Origin of the sequence: Binatus sp. (SeqCode), from assembly GCF_035272065.1 — a bacterium.
Classification (GTDB): domain Bacteria; phylum Desulfobacterota; class Binatia; order Binatales; family Binataceae; genus Binatus.
The window spans coordinates 1-19,383 of record NZ_DATEQZ010000068.1 but is presented as its reverse complement, the minus strand read 5'-3'; the positions used below and the strand labels follow the sequence as shown (position 1 = coordinate 19,383).

At 61.3% G+C, this 19,383-nt stretch carries 20 protein-coding genes; 13 read left to right on the top strand and 7 right to left on the bottom strand.

Going from position 1 to position 19,383, the window contains the following annotated elements; translation table 11 throughout:
- The 5 genes from VJX68_RS13585 to VJX68_RS13565 all read left to right on the top strand — a co-directional run.
- Positions 1–354 (top strand): carboxyl transferase domain-containing protein (locus VJX68_RS13585; protein WP_324096244.1); only part of this gene is annotated, 354 nt, incomplete at its 5' end.
- Positions 355–428: 74 nt separating this feature from the next.
- Positions 429–2,258, top strand: a complete 1,830-nt coding sequence (locus tag VJX68_RS13580; protein WP_324096243.1) for a hypothetical protein — start codon at positions 429–431, stop codon at positions 2,256–2,258.
- Positions 2,259–2,431: 173 nt separating this feature from the next.
- Entirely contained in the window at positions 2,432–3,217 is a 786-nt protein-coding gene (locus VJX68_RS13575) for an alpha/beta fold hydrolase (RefSeq protein ID WP_324096242.1), read from the top strand.
- A gap of 16 nt (positions 3,218–3,233) precedes the next feature.
- Positions 3,234–4,556, top strand: coding sequence for an LLM class flavin-dependent oxidoreductase (locus tag VJX68_RS13570; RefSeq protein ID WP_324096241.1), 1,323 nt, complete (start codon positions 3,234–3,236; stop codon positions 4,554–4,556).
- Between the two features lie 10 nt (positions 4,557–4,566).
- A complete protein-coding gene (locus VJX68_RS13565; RefSeq protein WP_324096240.1) occupies positions 4,567–4,908 on the top strand; it encodes a low molecular weight phosphatase family protein in 342 nt (113 codons plus the stop codon).
- Positions 4,909–5,050: 142 nt separating this feature from the next.
- Here VJX68_RS13565 and VJX68_RS13560 read toward each other — a convergent pair whose 3' ends face one another.
- Positions 5,051–5,683, bottom strand: a complete 633-nt coding sequence (locus VJX68_RS13560; RefSeq protein ID WP_324096239.1) for a hypothetical protein — start codon at positions 5,681–5,683, stop codon at positions 5,051–5,053.
- Between the two features lie 528 nt (positions 5,684–6,211).
- Between VJX68_RS13560 and VJX68_RS13555 the strand changes: the two genes are divergently transcribed.
- From VJX68_RS13555 to VJX68_RS13540, 4 genes are all read left to right on the top strand, one after another.
- The gene (locus VJX68_RS13555; protein WP_324096238.1) at positions 6,212–6,922 is read left to right on the top strand and encodes a hypothetical protein; all 711 of its coding nucleotides are present in this window, start codon (positions 6,212–6,214) and stop codon (positions 6,920–6,922) included.
- Positions 6,923–6,980: 58 nt separating this feature from the next.
- Positions 6,981–8,033 carry a fatty acid desaturase family protein gene (locus VJX68_RS13550; protein ID WP_324096237.1) on the top strand — a complete coding sequence of 351 codons (1,053 nt, stop codon included), beginning with the start codon at positions 6,981–6,983 and terminating at the stop codon, positions 8,031–8,033.
- Between the two features lie 162 nt (positions 8,034–8,195).
- Positions 8,196–9,365, top strand: a complete 1,170-nt coding sequence (locus VJX68_RS13545; RefSeq protein ID WP_324096236.1) for an ABC transporter permease — start codon at positions 8,196–8,198, stop codon at positions 9,363–9,365.
- Positions 9,366–9,370: 5 nt separating this feature from the next.
- Positions 9,371–10,531: an ABC transporter permease gene (locus tag VJX68_RS13540; protein WP_324096235.1), complete on the top strand. Its 1,161-nt coding sequence runs from the start codon at positions 9,371–9,373 to the stop codon at positions 10,529–10,531.
- A 5-nt stretch (positions 10,532–10,536) separates the two neighbouring features.
- Here VJX68_RS13540 and VJX68_RS13535 read toward each other — a convergent pair whose 3' ends face one another.
- Positions 10,537–10,965 (bottom strand): helix-turn-helix domain-containing protein, encoded by a 429-nt coding sequence (locus VJX68_RS13535; protein WP_324096234.1) that lies wholly within the window; start codon positions 10,963–10,965, stop codon positions 10,537–10,539.
- Between the two features lie 54 nt (positions 10,966–11,019).
- A complete protein-coding gene (locus VJX68_RS13530) occupies positions 11,020–11,721 on the bottom strand; it encodes a YqgE/AlgH family protein (protein ID WP_324096233.1) in 702 nt (233 codons plus the stop codon).
- 84 nt (positions 11,722–11,805) lie between these two features.
- On the opposite strand from VJX68_RS13530, the gene VJX68_RS13525 reads away from it, so the two are divergent.
- A complete protein-coding gene (locus tag VJX68_RS13525; protein WP_324096232.1) occupies positions 11,806–12,948 on the top strand; it encodes a TIGR03364 family FAD-dependent oxidoreductase in 1,143 nt (380 codons plus the stop codon).
- Complete coding sequence (phnX, locus tag VJX68_RS13520) at positions 12,948–13,766, top strand: phosphonoacetaldehyde hydrolase (protein WP_324096231.1); 819 nt, start codon at positions 12,948–12,950, stop codon at positions 13,764–13,766. The genes VJX68_RS13525 and phnX overlap by 1 nt, the downstream gene beginning before the upstream one ends.
- A 12-nt stretch (positions 13,767–13,778) precedes the next feature.
- Here the strand turns inward: phnX and VJX68_RS13515 are convergent, their stop codons facing one another.
- The gene (locus tag VJX68_RS13515) at positions 13,779–15,305 is read right to left on the bottom strand and encodes an alkaline phosphatase family protein (protein ID WP_324096230.1); all 1,527 of its coding nucleotides are present in this window, start codon (positions 15,303–15,305) and stop codon (positions 13,779–13,781) included.
- A 149-nt stretch (positions 15,306–15,454) separates the two neighbouring features.
- Between VJX68_RS13515 and VJX68_RS13510 the strand changes: the two genes are divergently transcribed.
- Together VJX68_RS13510 and VJX68_RS13505 are read left to right on the top strand one after the other, a co-directional pair.
- Positions 15,455–16,141, top strand: a complete 687-nt coding sequence (locus tag VJX68_RS13510) for a hypothetical protein (protein WP_324096229.1) — start codon at positions 15,455–15,457, stop codon at positions 16,139–16,141.
- A complete protein-coding gene (locus VJX68_RS13505; protein ID WP_324096228.1) occupies positions 16,132–17,979 on the top strand; it encodes an FG-GAP repeat domain-containing protein in 1,848 nt (615 codons plus the stop codon). The genes VJX68_RS13510 and VJX68_RS13505 overlap by 10 nt, the downstream gene beginning before the upstream one ends.
- Positions 17,980–18,267: 288 nt before the next feature.
- Here VJX68_RS13505 and VJX68_RS13500 read toward each other — a convergent pair whose 3' ends face one another.
- From VJX68_RS13500 to VJX68_RS13490, 3 genes are read right to left on the bottom strand one after another with little or no spacing between them, the layout of a single operon-like run.
- The gene (locus tag VJX68_RS13500) at positions 18,268–18,420 is read right to left on the bottom strand and encodes a hypothetical protein (protein WP_324096227.1); all 153 of its coding nucleotides are present in this window, start codon (positions 18,418–18,420) and stop codon (positions 18,268–18,270) included.
- Positions 18,421–18,453: 33 nt separating this feature from the next.
- The gene (locus VJX68_RS13495; protein ID WP_324096226.1) at positions 18,454–18,810 is read right to left on the bottom strand and encodes a BON domain-containing protein; all 357 of its coding nucleotides are present in this window, start codon (positions 18,808–18,810) and stop codon (positions 18,454–18,456) included.
- 26 nt (positions 18,811–18,836) lie between these two features.
- On the bottom strand, positions 18,837–19,124 hold the full coding sequence (locus VJX68_RS13490) for a hypothetical protein (RefSeq protein WP_324096225.1): 288 nt from the start codon (positions 19,122–19,124) through the stop codon (positions 18,837–18,839).
- Positions 19,125–19,383 lie beyond the last annotated feature (259 nt).

Sequence of the window (19,383 nt, the reverse complement as noted above, 5' to 3'; positions counted from 1 at the left end):
GCGTACGGCCTAGGAGGGATTGCGATGGCCGGCGGGAGTTACGACGCGCCGCTGTTCACGGTGGCGTGGCCGACGGGCGAGTTCGGGCCGATGGGACTCGAAGGCGCGGTGAAGCTCGGTTATCGCAACGAGCTTGCGGCGATTACAGAGCCGGCGGCGCGCAAGAAGCGTTTCGACGAGATGGTGGCGACGATGTACCAGCGGGGGAAAGCGATCAACAACGCGTCGCATTTCGGAGTTGACGACGTGATCGATCCTGCGGATTCGAGGAGATGGATTGCGGCGGGATTGAAAGCGAGTGCGCCGCCGGAGCCGCGGACGGGGAAGAAATATCCGTACATCGATAGCTGGTGAGTTTGCGCGGGTGATGTTCGGGGGATCCAGAGCAGAGGCAGAATCTTGAATCGTGCGGATTCGAGAGCCGCGCGATGAGGAGACGCGTCGCCGCGTTGACCTGGTGTGCGCTTGTGCTTGGCGCTTTTATCGCTGGTTCGTCGTGCCAGGCGGCTAGCATCCCGGGCGAAAAGTCTGAAGGCGGGAGTCGGCTTGTTGGGCTCGCTGCGACACTATTCCCGAATCTGACGAGGGCCGAGCGCGCGCTGCTGAACCATGCGGACGTCAGGAATGTCGGGCGCGGCGAGTTCGCGGTCGCGGGTATCAGTGCGAATCCGGCCGATCCGTCGAACGATCCCGCGCATGCCGACAATTGGGATGCGCAACGGAATATCCGCGCGGGCTTGATCCGATGGATGAGCGTCGATCCTGACGCGATCCGGCTAATCGACCCGCAGGGCATCCGCGTTCTGGGCGCGCGCATCGCAGGACCGTTGGACCTGTCGCAAGTGCGCGTGCCGTTCGCGATCACGCTGCGCAACTGCTCGATTCCCGCGACGATGGAGCTTTCATCGACGGAGATCCCGTCGTTGAGCTTACGCGGGAGCTCCACCGGCTCGATTCACGGAGCTGCGATAGAGGTCGCGGGAGTGCTCGACCTGAGTCGCGGCTATCACTCCAAGGGCGTAGTTAACTTGCAGAGTGCTCAGTTAGGAATGCTGCACGCAACCGCCGGCCATTTCGAGTTCGCGCCGGATCCCCAAGACATATCAGAGGAGAAATACGCCAACTCAGCGAGAGACGCGCTGAATCTGATCTACGCAGATGTTAGAGCCACCGCGGCCTTTACGTTCGGCTTCGAAGCGGACGGCCGTATCGAACTGTACGAAGCGAAGATAGGCGCAGACCTGGCCTGCGATGGAGGCAAATTTTTAAATTCCGGGGCGATCGCACTCGACGCGTCGTGGGCATCGATTGGAGGAGGTGTATCGTTCGTAAGCGCCGAAACCGACAAGATTGTCGGGTCGAAGACAGGCCGCGCCAAGATCAACGGCTTGCTTCAATTCGTCGGCGCGCGGGTAGGAAGCTATTTTAGCGTGGATCGGGCGACATTTGAGGGCAAGCAAGGCGAGCCTCATGGGTTGTCGGCTCCTGGGATGCAGGTCAACGGGTTTTTCCTCTGGAACTATGTCGTGATGCAGAACGGCGCGCAGCTTGATCTGAGCGGCGCTTCGGTTACATCAATTCTCGATCAGGAACGAAGTTGGCCGGCGCCGGGCAATCTACAGATCAACGGCCTTACCTATACCGGCTTCGGCGGCCCTCCATTTACGCCCGGCGATGCCGAGACCCGGCTGCGATGGATTGGCCTCCAGCCCGGCGGATACCATCCGCAACCCTACCGGCAACTCGCCAAGGTGCTGCACGAGACCGGCGATGACGCGGGCGCAGTGCGCGTGCTGATCGCGAGCGGCGACGCGAGCTTCGAGCAATATGGATGGCAGGGTCGAGTCCTCGGCTGGATTCTGAAAGTTACGATCGGTTATGGGCATCGGCCGCTGCGGGCGATCGTATGGTCGTTCGCGGTGATCATTCTCGGCGCCTTCATCGTAGCGATTGGCAAGCGGGCGGGCGTGATGCGTTTGACGTGGCCGGAGAACACACCGCCGCCCACGGAAGATCCGACCGCGGAGATGAATCCCCTGCTGTATTCGATCGATGTGTTCGTGCCGTTCGTGAATCTCCATCAGGAACATTATTGGTGGCCGAGCGCGGAAGCCTCGGGCGAATGCAGGGTGTTGGGTTGGAATATCCACGTCAATGGCGGAATTCTGCGTGCGTACCTGTGGACTCAGATCATCGCGGGCTGGCTGCTGAGCGCGATTTTCATCGCGGGGGTGACCGGGTTGATCAGGAGTGACTGACGGCGCGGGAAGAGTCACGGAGTTTGGGGTTTGTGCTGAGAATGTCGGGTGAGGTATTCGATTCGAAGAAGGGTGATGCAGAATCGTGAATCGCTCGCAAAGCGCGCGCTGCACGGGGACCCTCACCTTCGATCCTCTCCCTCAAAGGGAGAGGGGAAGACAGGAGAGTTGATGTGATCAAATCTTCCGAGGAAATTGTAGACCTTGCGGGTGAGAGGCTCGCCATCGTGAAGGGCGGGTCGGGGAAGCCGATCCTGATTTTTCATGATGAGCTTGGATATCCCGGGTGGATGACGTGGAACGAGACGCTTGCGCACGAGCGGACGTTGTTCATTCCGTTGCAGCCGGGGTTTGGGAAGGCGCCGAAGCTCGAGTGGGTGAGGACTTATCGGGACCTGGCGGGATTTTATTCGCAGGTGGTGCGCGAGCTGAAGCTCGATCCGGTCGATGTCATCGGATATTCGGCGGGGGGATTTATTGCGGCTGAGATGATCGCGGCGGATCCGAAGATTTTTTCAAAGATGGTGCTGGTCGCGCCGATGGGGATTAAGCCCGCCGAGGGCGAGATCATGGATATCTTTCCGATCACGATGCGCACGCATTTGCGCGCGACGGTTGCGGACCCGGCGGGGACGCCGGAGTTTCTCAAGCTGTATGGCGGAGAGATGACGCCGGAACAGTTCGAGGCGTTCGAAGACGCGCGGGCGGAGTCGGCGCGAATCGGGTGGGAACCGTACATGCACAATCCCGCCCTGCCCTACCTGCTGCGCGGGACGAGGACTCCGACCTTGCTGGTGTGGGGGACGCGCGACCGCGTCGTACCCCGCGGATGTATCGACGCGTACAAGCAGGCGATACCCGGAGCGAAAGTCGCGACGATTGAAGGCGTCGGGCATCGGCCGGAAATTGAAAACTCAACTGAGTTTGTGAAGATAGTCAGTCGTTTTCTAGCCGAATAGCTATTCAGGAGTAACTATGAAGGTAGGATATTTCACTGAACGTCCCGTGCGCTGGATTCCCGAGGAAGTGATACTGCGCAACGGCGGGCATTTCGCCGTCTCGAATAGCTACTTCGATCGCGAGCGCGCGGCCGAAGACTACAACTACTATATCGACGAGAACCTGTACGCCGAGGAACTCGGATTCGACATCGTCGCGCTGAACGAGCATCACGGGAACCCCTTCTGCATGGGAAGCGTGATGAACGTGGAGGCGGCGATCCTGGCGCGGCTGACGAAGAAGGCGCGGATTCTGCTGATTGGCAACCCGTTACCGGTGATCAAACATCCGTTGCGCATGGCGGAGGAGCTGGCGGAGATCGATCTTATTTCGCGCGGGCGGTTGATCTCAGGATGGGTGCGCGGCGCGGGCAGCGAGCAGTTCTTCAACAACGCGAATCCTTCGTACAACCGCGAATATTTCGAGGAGGCGCACGACTTTATCGTGCAGGCGTGGACGCGTCCGGGCCCGTGGCGCTACGAGGGCAAGCATTTTCACTACCGCCATGTGAATCCGTGGGCGCTGCCCTATCAGAAGCCGTATCCTCCCATGTGGATTCCGGGAACGCTCAGCCCGGAGACGGTCCGGTGGTGCGCGGAAAAGGCCTATCCATATTTTGGCCTTGGCACATCGCTCGGCCCCACCTGCGACTTGTGGGATTACTATGCGGACGAGGCTGCCAAGCACGGATACGAAGCGGGTTCGGAGAATTTCGGCTACGTGCTGCCGACCTTCGTGGCAGAGACCGAAGACAAGGCGCAGGAACTGGGTAAGAATTTTCTGTTCGGCGGCGGCCAGAACTCATTCGCGCGCGTCGAGCATACGCTGCCGCCCGGATACAACTCCAAAGAGGCGATTCGAAAGCTCGCGAAACAGCCGCAAGGGAGCTGGCTCGGAATCAGCGGCGACAAAATGCGCGGGCATACTGAGGATGTGGAAATCGATCCAGCAGCTATCAGGCAGAAGCTGATTCCAGGGTACCAGAAGGCGCAGAAGGCGATACAACTGGTGATCGGCACGCCCAAGTCAGTGATTCCGAAGCTGAAGGCGATCCTGACCGTGCTGCGCCCGGGGTCGCTGGTGATATTCAGCGTGCAAGGGCCGGTGGCCAACGCGGATCGCCAGACCAGCATGCGGCTGATCGCGCAGGAAGTAATTCCCGCGCTGAAAGAACATGCGAAGTCGATCGACCTGATCGACGCGCTCGAGCGTACGCCCGGGTCGGTCAAGCTGACGCCAGGAACCTCGCGGCGTCCGGTGTCAGATCGCGGGCCGCTGAAAGAATTGGGGCTGGTGTAGCCTTTCGATCATGAAGAAGGTGCTGATGGTTTGTACCGGGAATATGGATCGCAGTCCGACGGCGGCGATGGTGCTGGCGGAGATGTGCGCGCCGATGTGGGTTACGTCGGCGGGAACCGAGCCGTGGGCGAAGAACCAGGTCAGTATCGAGCTGGTCGAGGAAGCGGATGTGATTTGCGTGATGGAAGAAGCGCATCGCCGGCATATCCGCGAGCGCTTCGGCGAGGCGCACGCGGAGAAAGTCGTGGTGCTCGACGTTCCGGATAATTACGTGTGCTGGGAGGACAGGCTCATCCACCTGCTCAAGGGGAAGCTGCGCATAGCGCTGGGGCTGACGAGTTCGCGGAGGTAGAGGACGAGGGAGAAGAACTTCATTGTAGTGAAACCCCTCCGTGGGTTTCACGCTTCCTTGGGCAGGGGTGACCCCTGCACCCAGTACTAAAAGAAAGATGCGGGACTTCGTCCCGCTTGGAAGTTTTGGCAGGGGGACAGAGCTAGAGGCCGTATTCGTCGAGGAGGGCCTGGCGCAACTTGGTGAAGTGAACGAGGCCGGCCTGGTACTGGAGCCTCTGTTCGAGGCGCAGTCTTTCCAGGTCGAGGCCGTAACGGCGCGCCAGGCCACGCATGGCGCTTGCGGTGGCATGAGATTCGGCGCGTTCATCCGCACTCGTGGCGATTTCTCGAGCCAGTGCGGCGTCGAACAATTTCGCAGCCATGTTGCGCGGATAAGCTCCCAGGCTCACGAGTACGTCGGCGGCGAGCTCGCGCGGATCGCTCAGGTGCGCTTCGTAGCCGGTCTGGCGCGAGAGCTGCACAGATTCGTTGCGTGTGGAGAAAAGCTTCGCGGTGACGTGGTGCCCTACTTCGTGGATGAACGCGGTTCCGACCGCCATCGGATGATGGGCGCCGTTGAGGCAAATCAGGGGGCGCTTCTCTAAACCGGAATCGCTGCCGAGGTAAAAGCCGAGCACCGAAAGGCCCGACGGCCAAGTCATCTTGGTGATCCGAAAATCCGCGCCGACCGATGAGGCGCGTTCGGCAAATTCCCTCATCGAACCCATGCGCACCGCCTCGTTGTTCAGATGCGGCCATGCTTTGCGCTTTGCCTCGCTGACAATCTCGCGCACTTCGGCACGGCTCAGAGAGCCGCGCAGAGCACGCCCATAGTCGCGACTCCAAAGGCGCGTAATTTCGTCCGGAGTAGTGGTAAGTGCGGGAACGCGCTGATTTGAAGCGCTTTCAGCACTTTTTACGATTTCCGCAGTCAGCCCAGCGATGCGCGAAGTACGTTTCTTGAGCCCCATTTGTCGGTCATCCCCAATGCCAAATTATAACCAAAAGTACGTAATTAATGCTAGATAGGCAACAAACGAGCCGTTTTTAGCCTTCCCCCGCGCAAATTGCGTTGCGTTTCGAACTCGGCCCCGTGTAAAACCCGCTAGCACTACAAATTGGCGTATTTGTAACCTCGGTGTTATGGGTTTGACGACCAATTTTCTAACACCTCAGACGGCACGCGCGCCGATTTTCCGGCAGCATCGGCAATTTAGCGCGCCGCGTTCGCCACCGCCATGCGGCACGAGATTCTGAAGCCGCGTCTCCAAATCAAGCACAAATGAACGCGACGAATTCAGCCTGAAGAAAGGAGCTACTCAATGGAACTGCGTTTGCTGTCCACCGAAACCGAACGAAGAATTTTCGCCGCGCGCACCGAACAGATTCGCGCCAAGCATGGAGCCGGCTTCAAGGAACGTTCGCGCTCGCGCCTGGCCAGAATTCATCTGACCTTCGGCAATCTATACGCGTTGTTTGAAAACGATAACGACCCGGCCGAGCGGATGATCGCCGGGCTGGTGATGCATGACCTCGAAATGTTTCCGCAGACCTGTCCCAAGCCCGACCTGTCGTATCTGCCGCCGCGATCGGTGCTGGAGATAAGCGAACTGTGGTCGTGTGCGATCGGCGCCGGCGCGCTGGCGCGGGCCGGAGCGGCAATCATGGCCGGCCTGCTCGACGCGCGGGCGATCCTCGCATACCTGGGAGTCAAGCCGTTCGACGGGACTCCGTTCTACCGCGCGGCGGGTTTCGTCGAGGCGGGGGAACCGGTCGAGTATCCGTATCTCGAAACGCTCAAGGGGGAGGCGATTTGGGCGCAGCCGATGATCCTGGGGGGCGAATCGCTGGCCAAGCTGACGCGCGTATTTTCGCAACTGATAGTTGAAACCCGTGACGACAATCGCGTCCTGCGCTTTCGAAATTTCCTGAAAGGGAAGACGGCGGGCGGGCGGCCGGTGTTCGTGGACGGCGATCCGACGATGGCGGGCACGCAGCGGGTGCATGAGGATAACGCGGCGCAGATGCAATAGCGCCAATTTCAGGTGAGCGGCCGAATCAGATCGGTCCAACCAGCGCTCGAGGGAAACAATGAAATACGGATCCGCATTAGAGTCGTCGCCCGAGGCGGAACGCTTCGGCGACATCGGTACGAATGTTCCGGTCAAACTCACCAGGGAAGAACTGCGCGAGCTATCCACCGTCAAGCCGGCGCTCGGATGCATCCACGTCGGCGTCGAGTGGGGATTGATCGTGGCCACGATCTGCCTGTGCCAGCGGTTCTGGCATCCGATGCTGTACGTGTTCGCGGTCGCGTTCATCGGATCACGCCAGCACGCGCTGCTGGTCCTGATGCACGACGGCGTCCATTACCGGCTGCTGCGCAATCGACGGCTCAACGACTGGCTGTCGGAAGTAGCGCTGGCGTGGCCGCATCTGGTTACGGCGCGACAGTACCGCAAGAATCATTTTGCGCATCATCGGTACCTGAATACTGCGCAGGATCCGGACTTGAAGCGGCGGGAAGGCGATCTGGCGTGGGTATTTCCGCAGGCGATTCCCAACCTGGCGAAAACGCTTTTCCGCGACGTCACGGGGTTGAATGCCCCCGCGATGCTCAAACTGGCGGTGTCGTTGGCGTCGGCGGACTCGGTGCCGGTGGGATTTCTCGCGGTGCGCTACGGATTTTACGCCGCCGCGCTGGGTATCATTATATACGCTGGCGCACTCGAGGGGTTCGCGCTGTATTGGATCGTCCCGATGTTCACGTGGCTGGTGTTGGTCATGCGCATTCGCGGCATCGCCGAGCATCACGCGATCGACATCGACGGGCCGCAGATCGCATACCCGCGGACGCGGACCACGCACGCGACGTGGCTCGAGCGGATTTTTCTTGCGCCGAAAAATGTCAACTATCACATCGAGCATCACTTTTTTCCGAGCGTGCCGTTCTATCGACTGCCCGAGCTGCACGCGATCCTGATGTCGAAGCCGGGGTTCCGTGAAAGCGCTCACCTGACGCACACGTACTGGGGAGTGCTAGGGGAATCGGTCGGCCGCACGCCGTCGCGTCGCGGCAAAGTTCGCGGCGGGGATGGCTCGAGGCGCGGGCGCATCCGGCGCATCGCGGAGGTGACAGTCTGATGATACCCGCTGGCACGTGACTGTCTGTTAAACCCGCGTCGATCAGGCTGGTTGCAAACCGCGGTTGCCAACTTGTAGAGTTGCGCGCGGGCGCGAACATCGAGCGGTAACAGCCGGGGCTGGGGAGGATTCCGTCTGGCCGCGGATTTCGAGCCGGTATGAATGGCTGCGATTCCGATAACCTACAATCTACGAAGCCTGATGGTCCGGCGCACGACCTCGTTGATGACGGCGCTTGGGATAGCGCTGGTTGTGATGGTGGTCGTTATCCTGCTGAGCTTCGTCAGCGGGCTGCGGCGCAGCCTGGAGCTGGTGGGAGAGCCCGGTCACTGGATTATTCTCAGCCGCGGCACCGTGTCCGAGGGCGAGAGCTACATCCCTCGGGCGCAGGCGGACATCCTGCGGACGCGGCCCGAGATAGCCACCGACGCGTCGGGTGCGGCGCTCTTTTCTCCCGAGATGGTGGTGCCGTTCAACGCCGCGGTGAACCGGCCCGCGATTCAGTTCAGGCCGGCGTCGCTGCGCGGCGTGTCGCCGGCCACATATCGGATGCGTCGCGGACTCACACTGGTGGCGGGGCGATGGCCTGCGCAGGGCCGCGACGAGATGGCGATAGGACAAAAGCAGGCAGCGAGGTTCCCCGAGTTGACGGTGGGCACGACATTCAGATACGGGCGCCGCAGGTGGACGATTGTCGGAGTTTTTGCCGATCGCGGCAGCGCGCTCGAGTCGGAATTTTGGACGGACATTGACGTCCTGCAGCAGGACGCGCGATTCGAGAACGGCTATTCGTCATTTCACGTCGTGCTGAAGCCGGGAACCGAGGACACCTTTCGCAACGCGCTCACCGAAGACGCGCGGCTGACGGTCGACGTAATCAGTGAGAAGGATTTTTTTGCGGAGCAGGCCAAGGTCGCCGACCGGCTGCGCGAGCTGGTGCTGATCGTCGGCCTGATCGTGGGAACGGGCGCGGCTTTCGGCGGCATGAATACCATGTATGCCGCGGTCGCGCGCCGCACGCGTGAAGTGGGAGTGCTGCGCACGCTGGGCTTCAGCCGCGGGTCGGTGCTGACGAGTTTTATTGTCGAGAGCGTGATTCTCGCCGTGGCCGGCGGCGTCGCCGGCGATCTCCTGGCGATACTCCTGGGGGTGGCGGCCGGTCTCAATCACCGTCTCATGAGCGTGGGCGCCGTGGTCTTTTCGTCGGCCTTCACCGCGAGCGCTCTGTGCGGTGGAATCGTCGCTGCGCTGCTGATTGGAATTGCCGGCGGGCTGATGCCGGCCTGGCGCGCGGCGCATCTTCCGATCGTCGAGTCACTGCGCGAGGCGTGACGACAATGCAAACGATCCATCTGGTCTTGCGCTACGTGATCCGGCAGCCGCGGCGCGCGATCCTGACGATGCTCACGTTCGCGGTCGCGACTTTCATCTTCACGGTGCTCGCCGCGATACCCGGTTCAATCGACATGATTCTCAAAAAGACTTCGGAGACCCTGCGTATCTATTCCTATAACGCGGACGGGCGCTACCTTGGCGTGCCGGCGCGCGATTGCAGGACGATCGAAAAGATTCCCGGCGTCGTCGGCTGCACGCCGATGGTGGTGCTTCGCGCCAGCTATCAGAGCGCATCGGAAACCGTGCAGGCGTTCGCGCTGGATGCGGACAAAGTCGCGCTGATGTATCCCGACTACAACCTTGCGCCGGAAGTGCTCGAGCAGTTCTCGAACAACCGGAGCGCCGCGGTCGCGGGACGCCTGCTGATGCGTAAGCACGGCTGGAAGGTCGGCGACGTGGTCACGCTGCGGGGCGATTCCAACCGGCTGGACATCAAGTTCGCGATGGCCGGCGAGATCCCGGCCGACAACTATCCAAATTTTTTCATGTTTCGGCGCGACTACCTGGTCGAAGCGGAAAAGGCGATCGGTATTCCAGAAGAAAAGCATCCCGCGGGATTCCTGGTGACGCGGGTTGACTCGGCGGCTCACGTTCCGTCGGTCATTCATGAGATCGACAGCGCCTTTCACAACTCGGACTTCGAGACCGCGTCGATGACTGAGAGCGAGGCGGTCTCCGGCCTGATGTCGACGGTCGGGGACATCCGCGGCATCGTCTCGGCTGTCTCAGCGGTGATCGCGCTCACGATTTTCCTGATAGCCGCCAACGCGATGTCGATGATGGTGCGCGAAAGATTGCGCGACGTGGCGGTGTTGCGCGCGATCGGATTCGAGCAACCGTACATTGCCCGCCTTCTGCTCGGCGAATGCGCGTTGATCGGTGCCGCGGGCGGCGCGCTCGGATGTGCGCTCGCGCTGTGGCAGTTCGGCAGCGGCACGACATTGCGCGCGGTGCTGGAGAGCGCCGGCTACCTCACCGTAACCTACGGCGCCGCGCTCGAGGCACTCCTCGGCGCGGTTGGGATCAGTATTCTGAGCGCGGCAATTCCAGTGTTGGGCGCGATGCGGGTGACGCCGGCCGATGCCTTTCGAAAGACGATCTGAGCTTGCTAGCGGCCGACCGCGTGACGAACGGTGTTGAGAATATAGATGAAGTCGCGCGGTGATTTGACGTCGCCGAGCAGCGCGACGCGCTGCAGCATTTCCATCTCGTCGCCCGTGATATTGTGGATGCGCCTGAGCTGATCGTCCTTGCGAAAATCTTCCCACGCCGACTTCGCGTCGGTTTCCGGCTCGGGGCTCAGCAGCGCCTGTGCGCGCGGATTGGCGAGGAAGAATAGTTCCCGCCGATCGAGCCCGAGCACTTCGGCCAGGCGCGTTACGATCTTGTCCGACGGGTGGCGCTTGGCCGATTCGAGGTGCCCGATGTACGGAGTCGAAGTCTTGATGCGCCGCGCGACCTCTTCCTGGGTGAGGTCGAGTTGCCGGCGGCGGTCGCGAAGTACTTGACCGAAACTGCGTTCCTTGGTGCGTGCCATTGAAGTTGTCCCCTTGAGAAGTCCTGCGCGGCGTGGGATCAACCGCGTTCCCAGTCAATTGGCTGAGATTCGACGCTGCCAGTTTGTACCATCCAAGCGACTGAAAGGCAAATTCGGCGGTGGCCCCGGCCCGGCTTGCGCCTCCTCGAGATCGCCGCCCTTGACCAGAGTGGACCACAGGTCCTTGGGGTCGCTGAAAACCAGGTCGGTCTTCGCCGGGACCACGTACCACGCGCCCGCCATGACTTCGCTCGTGAGCTGATCGCGCAACCATTGAGCCTTTCCCGAAATGACGCGGAGATCGGCGATCCGCGGATCTTTCAGGACCGCGGCAATCGCGTCGCGTCCGGTCGCGACGTAAGTGTCGTCAAAAACCCTTGTGGCAGAGCCGATTGCCGACGACGCGCGGAAGATCACCGACACCTGGTCCGGTTCCACCGGCCCGCCCATATACATCGTTTCTTCCGCGCCTTTCAACTGGCGCGCCTGCGGGAACATATCGTGAACCCGCTCTTTAGCGGGATTGTTTATAATGAGGCCGGCGAGCAGTGGCGGCTCGGTGGAAGGCACCATCAAAATGACCGAGCGCTGAAAGAACGGGTCCTGCAGATCGCGAGTGGCTACGAGGAAGGACGGCGTCGTCAGATCGGTGCCGTGTGCGATGCGCGATGTCGCCAACGTCGCAATCAGCAGCGCGGAGAATCCCAGGACGCCCATCGCCACGTGGCTTCGGAACTGGATAGGGGAACCTCGCATACTAAATGTACATACCGTCAACTCGAAGCGAGGTTCAACGCCGGGGCACTGACCGCGTTTGCGTCAAGTGCTAATGCTGTGAAGGTGAGCGCAAATCGAAAAGCTGACGTGGCGATCGTCGGCGCCGGCATCCTGGGTCTGGCACATGCTTACTTCGCGGCGAAGCGCGGGCGCTCGGTCGTGGTGTTCGAGCGCACTCCGCGGGCGCAGGGAGCGTCGGTACGTAACTTCGGCATGATCTGGCCGATCGGGCAAAGAGCCGGGGGCGTTCATCAGATGGCGACGCGCAGTCGCCAAATCTGGAATGAGATACTCGACGCGTCGGGACTGGCTTATCGACCGACTGGTTCGCTTCACGTCGTCTATCATCAGGACGAGGCCGACGTCGCTCGCGAGTTCTGCGAACGCGGGCCCGCGCTCGGCTACACCTGCACCTGGCTTGCGCCCAGTGAAGTGCTGAAGAAGAGCAAATCGGTTAATCCCAAGGGACTTCTCGGCGGCATCTGGAGTCCGACGGAGCTCACCGTCGATCCGCGCCAGATTCTCGCGAAGCTGCCGGACTTTCTCGCTGAGAAATTCGGCGTTCAGTTCCGCTTCGGTACCGCGGTGCGATCGGTTCATCTGCCAAACATCGAAGCCGGTTCGGAAACCTGGCAGGCCACGCAGGCGGTTGTTTGCGGTGGCGATGACTTTGAGACGCTCTATCCGGAATTATTTGCGGCGAGCGCGATCGATCGATGCAAGTTGCAGATGATGCGCACGGCGCCGCAGAAAAATGGCTGGGAGCTTGGCCCGTCGCTCGCTGCTGGTCTCACGCTGCGATTCTATCCCGCATTCGAAATCTGCGCGGCGACGCTGCCGAAGTACAAGGAGCGGGTCGCGCGCGAACTGGCCGACTACGATCGCTTCGCCATTCACACTCTCGTCTCGCAGACCGCGGATGGCGCGCTGACGCTTGGCGACTCGCACGAGTACGGTCGCGCCGTCGATATCTTCAACAAGACCGAAATCGATGAGCTCGTGATGCGCAACGTGCGCGAGTTCCTGATTGCGCCTGACTTGTCGATCGCGCAGCGATGGTACGGCGTGTACGCGAAGCATCCGGACAAATCCTGGGTCGCGATCGACGCGGCGCCCGGGGTTCGCATCGTCACCGCGGTCGGAGGCTCCGGCATGACGCTGTCGTTCGGCTTGGCGGAACAGATGATTCGCGAGATGAATATATAATGAAGCAATCGTATTCGGGGCTGGTGAAGGCAATCATTTTCGATTGGGCGGGCACGACGGTCGATCACGGCAGCCTCGCGCCAGTCCGCGTTCTGCAGCAACTGTTTGCCAAGCGCGGCGTTCCGATCTCGGAGGCGCAAGCGCGGCGCGACATGGGCGTCCTCAAAAAGGACCACATCAGAAAAATTCTGTTTGAACCAAGCGTCGCGGCCAAATGGCGCGACGCTGTCGGGCACACACCGACCGAGGCTGACGTGGAGAGCCTGTTCGCGAACTTCGTGCCGCTTCAGCTCGAATGCCTGGTGAAATACTCGGTGGTGATCGATGGAGTCGCGGAAACGGTCGCGCGCCTCCGCAAACGCGGAATCAAAATAGGCAGCACAACCGGATACACGCGCGCGATGCTCGACATGGTCCTGCAACCCGCCGCCGCGCAGGGCTATCAGCCAGACTGCGCGATCACACCGGATGACGTCGGTGCAGGACGCCCGCATCCGTGGATGATCTTCGCGAATGCGATACACCTGAAGGTCGAGCCGCTCGAGGCCATCGTGAAAGTCGGCGACACCCCCGTCGACATTGAGGAAGGACTGCGCGCGGGCGTGTGGACGATCGGCGTCGCCCGCACCGGCAACATGGTCGGCCTGTCCGCCGAGGATTTCTCCGCGCTCGCACCCGCACAGCAGGCGAGTCGGCTCGAGAGCGCACGAACTCTGCTCGCAGCAGCAGGCGCGCATGAGGTGATCGATGCGGTCGCCAATTGTGAGCGCGCCCTCGACGCGATCGAAGCGCGCATCCGCCACGGCGAGCGCCCGTAGCGGTCGCTACACTCAGTAGCGTAACGCGCGGCGGGTTATCGGTCCGTCTTCGCGGAGCATGATGTGCGTTAGGGTCTGCTCGTCGTGGTTCATCCGCCACGACAGGAGCTTTTGCGCGTAATCGAGTACCAGCGGCGCGTAAGAAGCGTCGTTGGCCAGGTTCACGAACTCGCCCGGGTCCTTCTGCAAGTCAAAGAATAGCGGCGGCAGATTCGTGAAATGAACATACTTATACCGTTCGCCGCGGACGATGTTCATCGTGCATTGATGCATCGTGAGTCCGAGCGCGCGCTCGGCCGAGTCGTCGGAAGGATCGCGGAAGTCGAACTCCCAGTGCGCTTCGCTGCGCCACGGGTCGGGGCGGCCCGCGCCTTCGAGGAACGGCGCGAGTGAGGCGCCGTCGCATTGCACTGGAATGTCGGCGCCGATCGCTTCCAGCATAGTCGGCATGATGTCGACGTTTTCGGTGAACGATGAAACGACCGCGCCACGCCCGGCGTCGGCGTGCGGCCGCGGATCGCGGACGATTAGCGGTATATGGTAGGAGCCGTCGAAATAGCCACATTTGCCGATGAGCCAATGGTCGCCGATCTGCTCGCCGTGATCCGAAGTAAAGATGATGAGCGTCGAATCCCAGCGCCCCGAATCCTTGAGAAAGCGAACCAGCCTTCCAATCTCCGCGTCGACCCGGCTCATGAGACCGTAGTAAGCGGCCTTCAGCCGCCGCAGTCTCTTTTCATTGTCGGTAGCCCTGTAGATTCTGCGGGCTAGCTGATGAGCGAGCCACGGATGTTGACGCGCCTCATCTTCCGGCGTGGCCAGGCGCGTGAAGCCCGGCACATTCGCGGGATCGTACATCGAGTTGTAGGGCTCGGGCGCGACGAACGGCGGATGAGGCCGGAGCAGCGACAGATGCGCGACGAAAGGACCGCTCGCGCTCTTGATGTAGTCGATCGTCTGGCCGACGAGGAATGCAGTGTCGTCAAATTCCGCTGGGTACTTGAGCGGCTTGGGATGCGGCGCGCCGTCTTCATAGTCCGGGCCGGGCTCGCGATTGCCGTAGGCGAAGCGAATGTCCGCCGGAACCTCGAAACCGCGAGCCTTGAGCCAATCGGTCCACGGCTTCGGGGCGCCAATCATCAGGCATACGGGCCGGATGCCGGGTAGCGGGCCTTCATAACTCTTGAGCCATGGATCGCCCGCGCCGAGCCCGCGAGGATCCTGGCTCGTGTCGGTGTAGCCAAATAGCACGGGATCATAGCCGTGCGATGCGGCCTCCTTGGCCCAGTTGGTGTGGCGCGCATCGAGTGGAGTGCCATTGGTGCCTGAACGATGATTCTGCAAGTACATCCCTGTGTGAAGCGACGCGCGACTCGGACCGCATGGGACAGCGTTGGCAAAGTGACGCCGGAAGAGCACGCCTTCGGCCGCGAGCGCGTCGAGATTTGGCGTACGAACGACAGGATGATCGAGCGCTGAAAGACAGTCGCCGCGCCATTGGTCGGCTGTGATGAACAATACGTTGAGCGGCGATCCCATTTGCAAGACTACGTCGGCGATACTAGCCGCGGCCTGCGCGTCGCGTCCAGCATCCCTCGCGCGCGAGCAAATCTGAGGCCCCGGCTAAGTTGAAATAGGACCTTCCGATGTGATGGTCTCGTAGCCGGAATCGCGAGGGGATTTTCGGCATGGCGACGACAAGCCGTATAGCGAAGCGCTCGACGGCGGCACTCGCTGGCTTCGCGCTATTGACGCTCGCGCTGGCGGTGGGACCACTTCGCGGGCCGCTGCTCTCGCTCCTAGACGATGCGCGAGGCGGCTCGCTAACGGCAGACACCTGGGTTCCCGCGCGCACATTGCGAGGCGCGCCGATTATCAACCGCGTGCCGCCGGGCCGGTCCGCAACGGATTCTGGGAAGTCGCCGCCGATCGAGTTCCTTGGCGCGCAAAGCGATCTCGGTGGCGAGGCCGGGGCGTGCTTGTCGTTTCCCAGTCCCATCAGCTTCCTGCTGAGCGATCTCCAGTGCAGTCTTACAACATACGCCGAGAGCCCCATCAACCTTACGATCGCCGTGGTTGCGGAGACCTTCCAGGAATGCGCCGACTCGCGGCTAGGGGTTTCATCGAGCTATCACGTGGTCGATCAGACGGCGGCGGGGGTGTACTACGTGGCGATGGCGTGGCCGGACGGATTTTTCGCATCGCAAAATTCGATCACGGTTGGAATCGCGAACAGCAGCCTCACGAAGATCGCGTCCTCAACCTCATATGCGACGCCGGGAACGCCAGCCACCTTGACTTCGGCCGATCTGAATAGCGACGGAAATCCGAACTGGTCGTCGTCAGCAAGAATCCCGACACCGGCGTGGCGATAGTTTCAGTGTTCCCCGGCAACGCCGACGGCAGCGTCAAGTCGAGGACCGACTACGCGACCGCGCTTATCAGCGACGGCGTGACGGTTGCCGACCTTAACAACGACGGTCATCCCGATATAATTGTCGTTGGCCGGCCGTCGTCGAAACGCGACACCGATCCCGCAGTGCAGGTGTTCCTGAACCGGGGCGACGGTACCTTCACGCCGGCTATCGACGGTCCCGCAATCGCCGGCGGCTCGCGAGCATTCGCGGCTGTCGCTGACTTCAACCACGACGGCAACTTGGACATCGCGACCAACGACGGCCGTGTCCTGCTGGGCGACGGGAAAGGCCGTTTTACTTCGATGGCGGGGCCGCAGTTCGTTGGTGCGGATAACCTGGTCGCGGCGGATTTCAACCACGACGGCAAGATCGATATCGCGACGGTGAATTTTGCCATCAATCCCAGCTACGAGAACACGGTCGGGATTTTTCTCGGCAATGGCGACGGCACCTTCAAGGCAGGACAGCGATACGCGTCGATCTACGGCGGCGGCAGTATCGGAGTCAGCGATCTCGACGGCGACGGCAACCCGGATATCGTTGTGAGCGCTGCCGATCAGCATGGTTTCGGGTCCCGCCAGGGAGCTACAGCCGACTCATATTTCATCCTCGGGCGCGGCGACGGAACTTTTGCCGGCGCGGCGTCGTATCCGGCGGCGGGCGATGCGTTCGACACGGGCCCGGCGTTCGTCGTCGCGGACTTCAACGGTGATCACAAGCCCGACATCGTGACAACGACTATAGTTCCGTCGCAGGGATTCACACTGTATACGCTGGCTGGCAACGGCGATGGTACCTTCGCCCCCCGCGCCACCGCAGCGATCAGCGCCAACCACCCGGGTGACCCGAGGCTGGTGCTCACCGGCGACGTCAACACCGACGGCAAGAACGACGCGATTTTGGGAATCACGAAGCATCCCGCGGGGCCGGACGCTTCGGGAGTTGGTGAGGTGGCGGTGTTTCCCGGCAACGGGAATGGCACGTTCAGCAGCGAAGTCGATACTCTGTTCGGTTCGACGGCGGGCGCGATAGTCACCGGTGATTTTAACGGTGACAAGGTGCTGGACATTGTCGCGGGCGGAGTTGTGACTACAGATGAGCTGTCGAATCCGGCCTCAGGCGCGGTATTCTTTCTCGCTGGCAAGGACAACGGTTCGTTCGATGCACCGGTGCAAATCGGCGCGCCGCTGAACCCGGTATCGTTCGCAGTCGCCGATCTAAACGGCGACAAAAGCCTGGACCTGGTGATCGCCGACCAGGGAACGCCGGACTCCACCTCCCCCGGTTCAGTGCAGATACAATTCGGCAACGGCAACGGATCCTTCCATTCGCCTAGAACACTGCGTGCGCCGGTGTTTCCGGAAGCGGTCGCGATCGCGGACGTGAACAACGATGGCCACCAGGACATCGTGGTTCTCTCGGCGCCAAATTACAGCGCAGACAGGTTCGTCAGCACCGTGTACGTGTTTCCGGGAGACGGCAAAGGCAACTTCGGCGCTGCGATTCCGACTACGCTCGACGAGTATGCTGACGGTCTGCAGGTTGCCGACCTCAATGGTGACGGCTTCGTGGATCTCGCGATCGCGAGCTGCTGCGGTTTCGCAAACTCCGAAGTGCGCGCCGGCAAGGGTGACGGAACTTTCGCTGCGCCGACCGAACTCCCAATCGGGATTTCGTCGAGCAACCCGGTCGTCGCCGACCTTAACGGCGATCAGAAGCCCGACCTCATCGTCAGCACCGGCAGCGCCGTTCAATCGTTGGTGAACACTTCGGGCGAGGCTGACCTCTCCCGATAACGGCCGGCTGCCCGGCACGCACACTTCAGAGGTGAAGTCCCCCGTCAACTAGCCCGACGACCAGCACGATCACGGGCCATCGCGTAGGCGCGGAAAGAGTTGCTCGGCTGTCCCTCGATCGATCGATGCGCGTATCGACTCATCAATGGGATAGCCCGCGTACATTCCATTGAACGCGGCGACCGCCATTTCCGGGGCATAGGGCCAATCGGTTGAGCGGCGATCGCATTTGCAGGCTACGTCGCGAATATTAGCGGCGGCCCGCAGTGGGCGTCCAGCGGCGGAACTTCAGACGTGGAGGCCGCCGCCGACCAACCAGACGACCAGCACTATCATTAACACCAGCATCAGCAGGCCGCCCGGATCTCTGGCGCCGTGGTGATGGGCTCTATAGCCGCCGCCGCCAAACAGAATCAGCAATATGATGAGGATCAATAGCATCGTAATTTTACCTTTCGATCCGCGGACAGCAGGCTAGTGCCACGTCAGCTGATTTTTCACCCCGGCGACACCTTGCGCTGCCGCAGCGATATCACCGGCATGCTTTGCGTCGCGCGCCGACTTGACAACGCCGCTCAATAGCACGGTGCCATGATCGCAATCGACGACGACCGGATAGCCGTCGGCAACACCGTCGTCGGCAAGCGCGCTCTTGACCTCGGTGATAAGCAGAGCGTCGTTAGCGCGTTCAGCCGGCGAGTTGTAATGGTGCTCCGTCGCGACGTTCACGCTGTCGTGCTCGGCCGAGTTCGAGGCGCCAGTAGTGCTTGTCTCTGCGCGCGCGTTGGCGGCAAGCAGGCCAATCGATGAGCCGATGACGAGAGTCGCCACGACCGCTTTTATTCTCCCGCTTCGCATCAGTTACTCGGAGTCACGGTTGTGGACTCGCTGTGATGCGAACTCGAGCTATCAACCGTGCCGCCATTGCTCGAATCGGTCGAATTGCTGGACTTGTCGATCGACGTGCTGCTGGTTGTGGTTGGAGGAGTCACCTGGACCGGCGGTGTCTGTACGATGACCTGAGCCGGCGCTGGCGCGGGAACATAGGTGGTGGTGTCAACTTCCTTGGTGCTGCTGCCGCATCCGACGCAAGTCAAGGCCGCAATACCCAGTACGCCGACAGCAAGTCGTTGAATTGAGTTCATCTTCTGATTTCTCCGTTGAATTTAGTTGTGGCCTGGCGATCGCGTTTTCCGACCACCAATCAGCTTCAGGGTACCACGGACTACGTAATACGAAGTATATTTTGATCGTTGCTTAAGGTTACTAGTGGCCTGTAACAGATGAAATGGTATCAAGGCTGATGCGCTGTGAGGGGTCGCGGTAAGTCCACTTGATAGGCTTGGGTGCGCGATTGTAGTGACGGATGTAGCGCATGAGCTTGCGGGCCAAGTCCTTGACCGA

Excerpts from the sequence above, each read along its gene's own strand:
- VJX68_RS13500 (WP_324096227.1), bottom strand. The coding sequence starts at position 18,420 with ATGCTATTGATCCTCATCATATTGCTGATTCTGTTTGGCGGCGGCGGC.
- VJX68_RS13565 (WP_324096240.1), top strand. The coding sequence starts at position 4,567 with ATGAAGAAGGTGCTGATGGTTTGTACCGGGAATATGGATCGCAGTCCG.
- VJX68_RS13545 (WP_324096236.1), top strand. The coding sequence starts at position 8,196 with ATGGCTGCGATTCCGATAACCTACAATCTACGAAGCCTGATGGTCCGG.
- VJX68_RS13530 (WP_324096233.1), bottom strand. The coding sequence starts at position 11,721 with ATGCGAGGTTCCCCTATCCAGTTCCGAAGCCACGTGGCGATGGGCGTC.
- VJX68_RS13580 (WP_324096243.1), top strand. The coding sequence starts at position 429 with ATGAGGAGACGCGTCGCCGCGTTGACCTGGTGTGCGCTTGTGCTTGGC.
- VJX68_RS13515 (WP_324096230.1), bottom strand. The coding sequence starts at position 15,305 with ATGGGATCGCCGCTCAACGTATTGTTCATCACAGCCGACCAATGGCGC.
- VJX68_RS13550 (WP_324096237.1), top strand. The coding sequence starts at position 6,981 with ATGAAATACGGATCCGCATTAGAGTCGTCGCCCGAGGCGGAACGCTTC.
- VJX68_RS13510 (WP_324096229.1), top strand. The coding sequence starts at position 15,455 with ATGGCGACGACAAGCCGTATAGCGAAGCGCTCGACGGCGGCACTCGCT.
- phnX (WP_324096231.1), top strand. The coding sequence starts at position 12,948 with ATGAAGCAATCGTATTCGGGGCTGGTGAAGGCAATCATTTTCGATTGG.
- VJX68_RS13535 (WP_324096234.1), bottom strand. The coding sequence starts at position 10,965 with ATGGCACGCACCAAGGAACGCAGTTTCGGTCAAGTACTTCGCGACCGC.
- VJX68_RS13540 (WP_324096235.1), top strand. The coding sequence starts at position 9,371 with ATGCAAACGATCCATCTGGTCTTGCGCTACGTGATCCGGCAGCCGCGG.
- VJX68_RS13570 (WP_324096241.1), top strand. The coding sequence starts at position 3,234 with ATGAAGGTAGGATATTTCACTGAACGTCCCGTGCGCTGGATTCCCGAG.
- VJX68_RS13555 (WP_324096238.1), top strand. The coding sequence starts at position 6,212 with ATGGAACTGCGTTTGCTGTCCACCGAAACCGAACGAAGAATTTTCGCC.
- VJX68_RS13490 (WP_324096225.1), bottom strand. The coding sequence starts at position 19,124 with ATGAACTCAATTCAACGACTTGCTGTCGGCGTACTGGGTATTGCGGCC.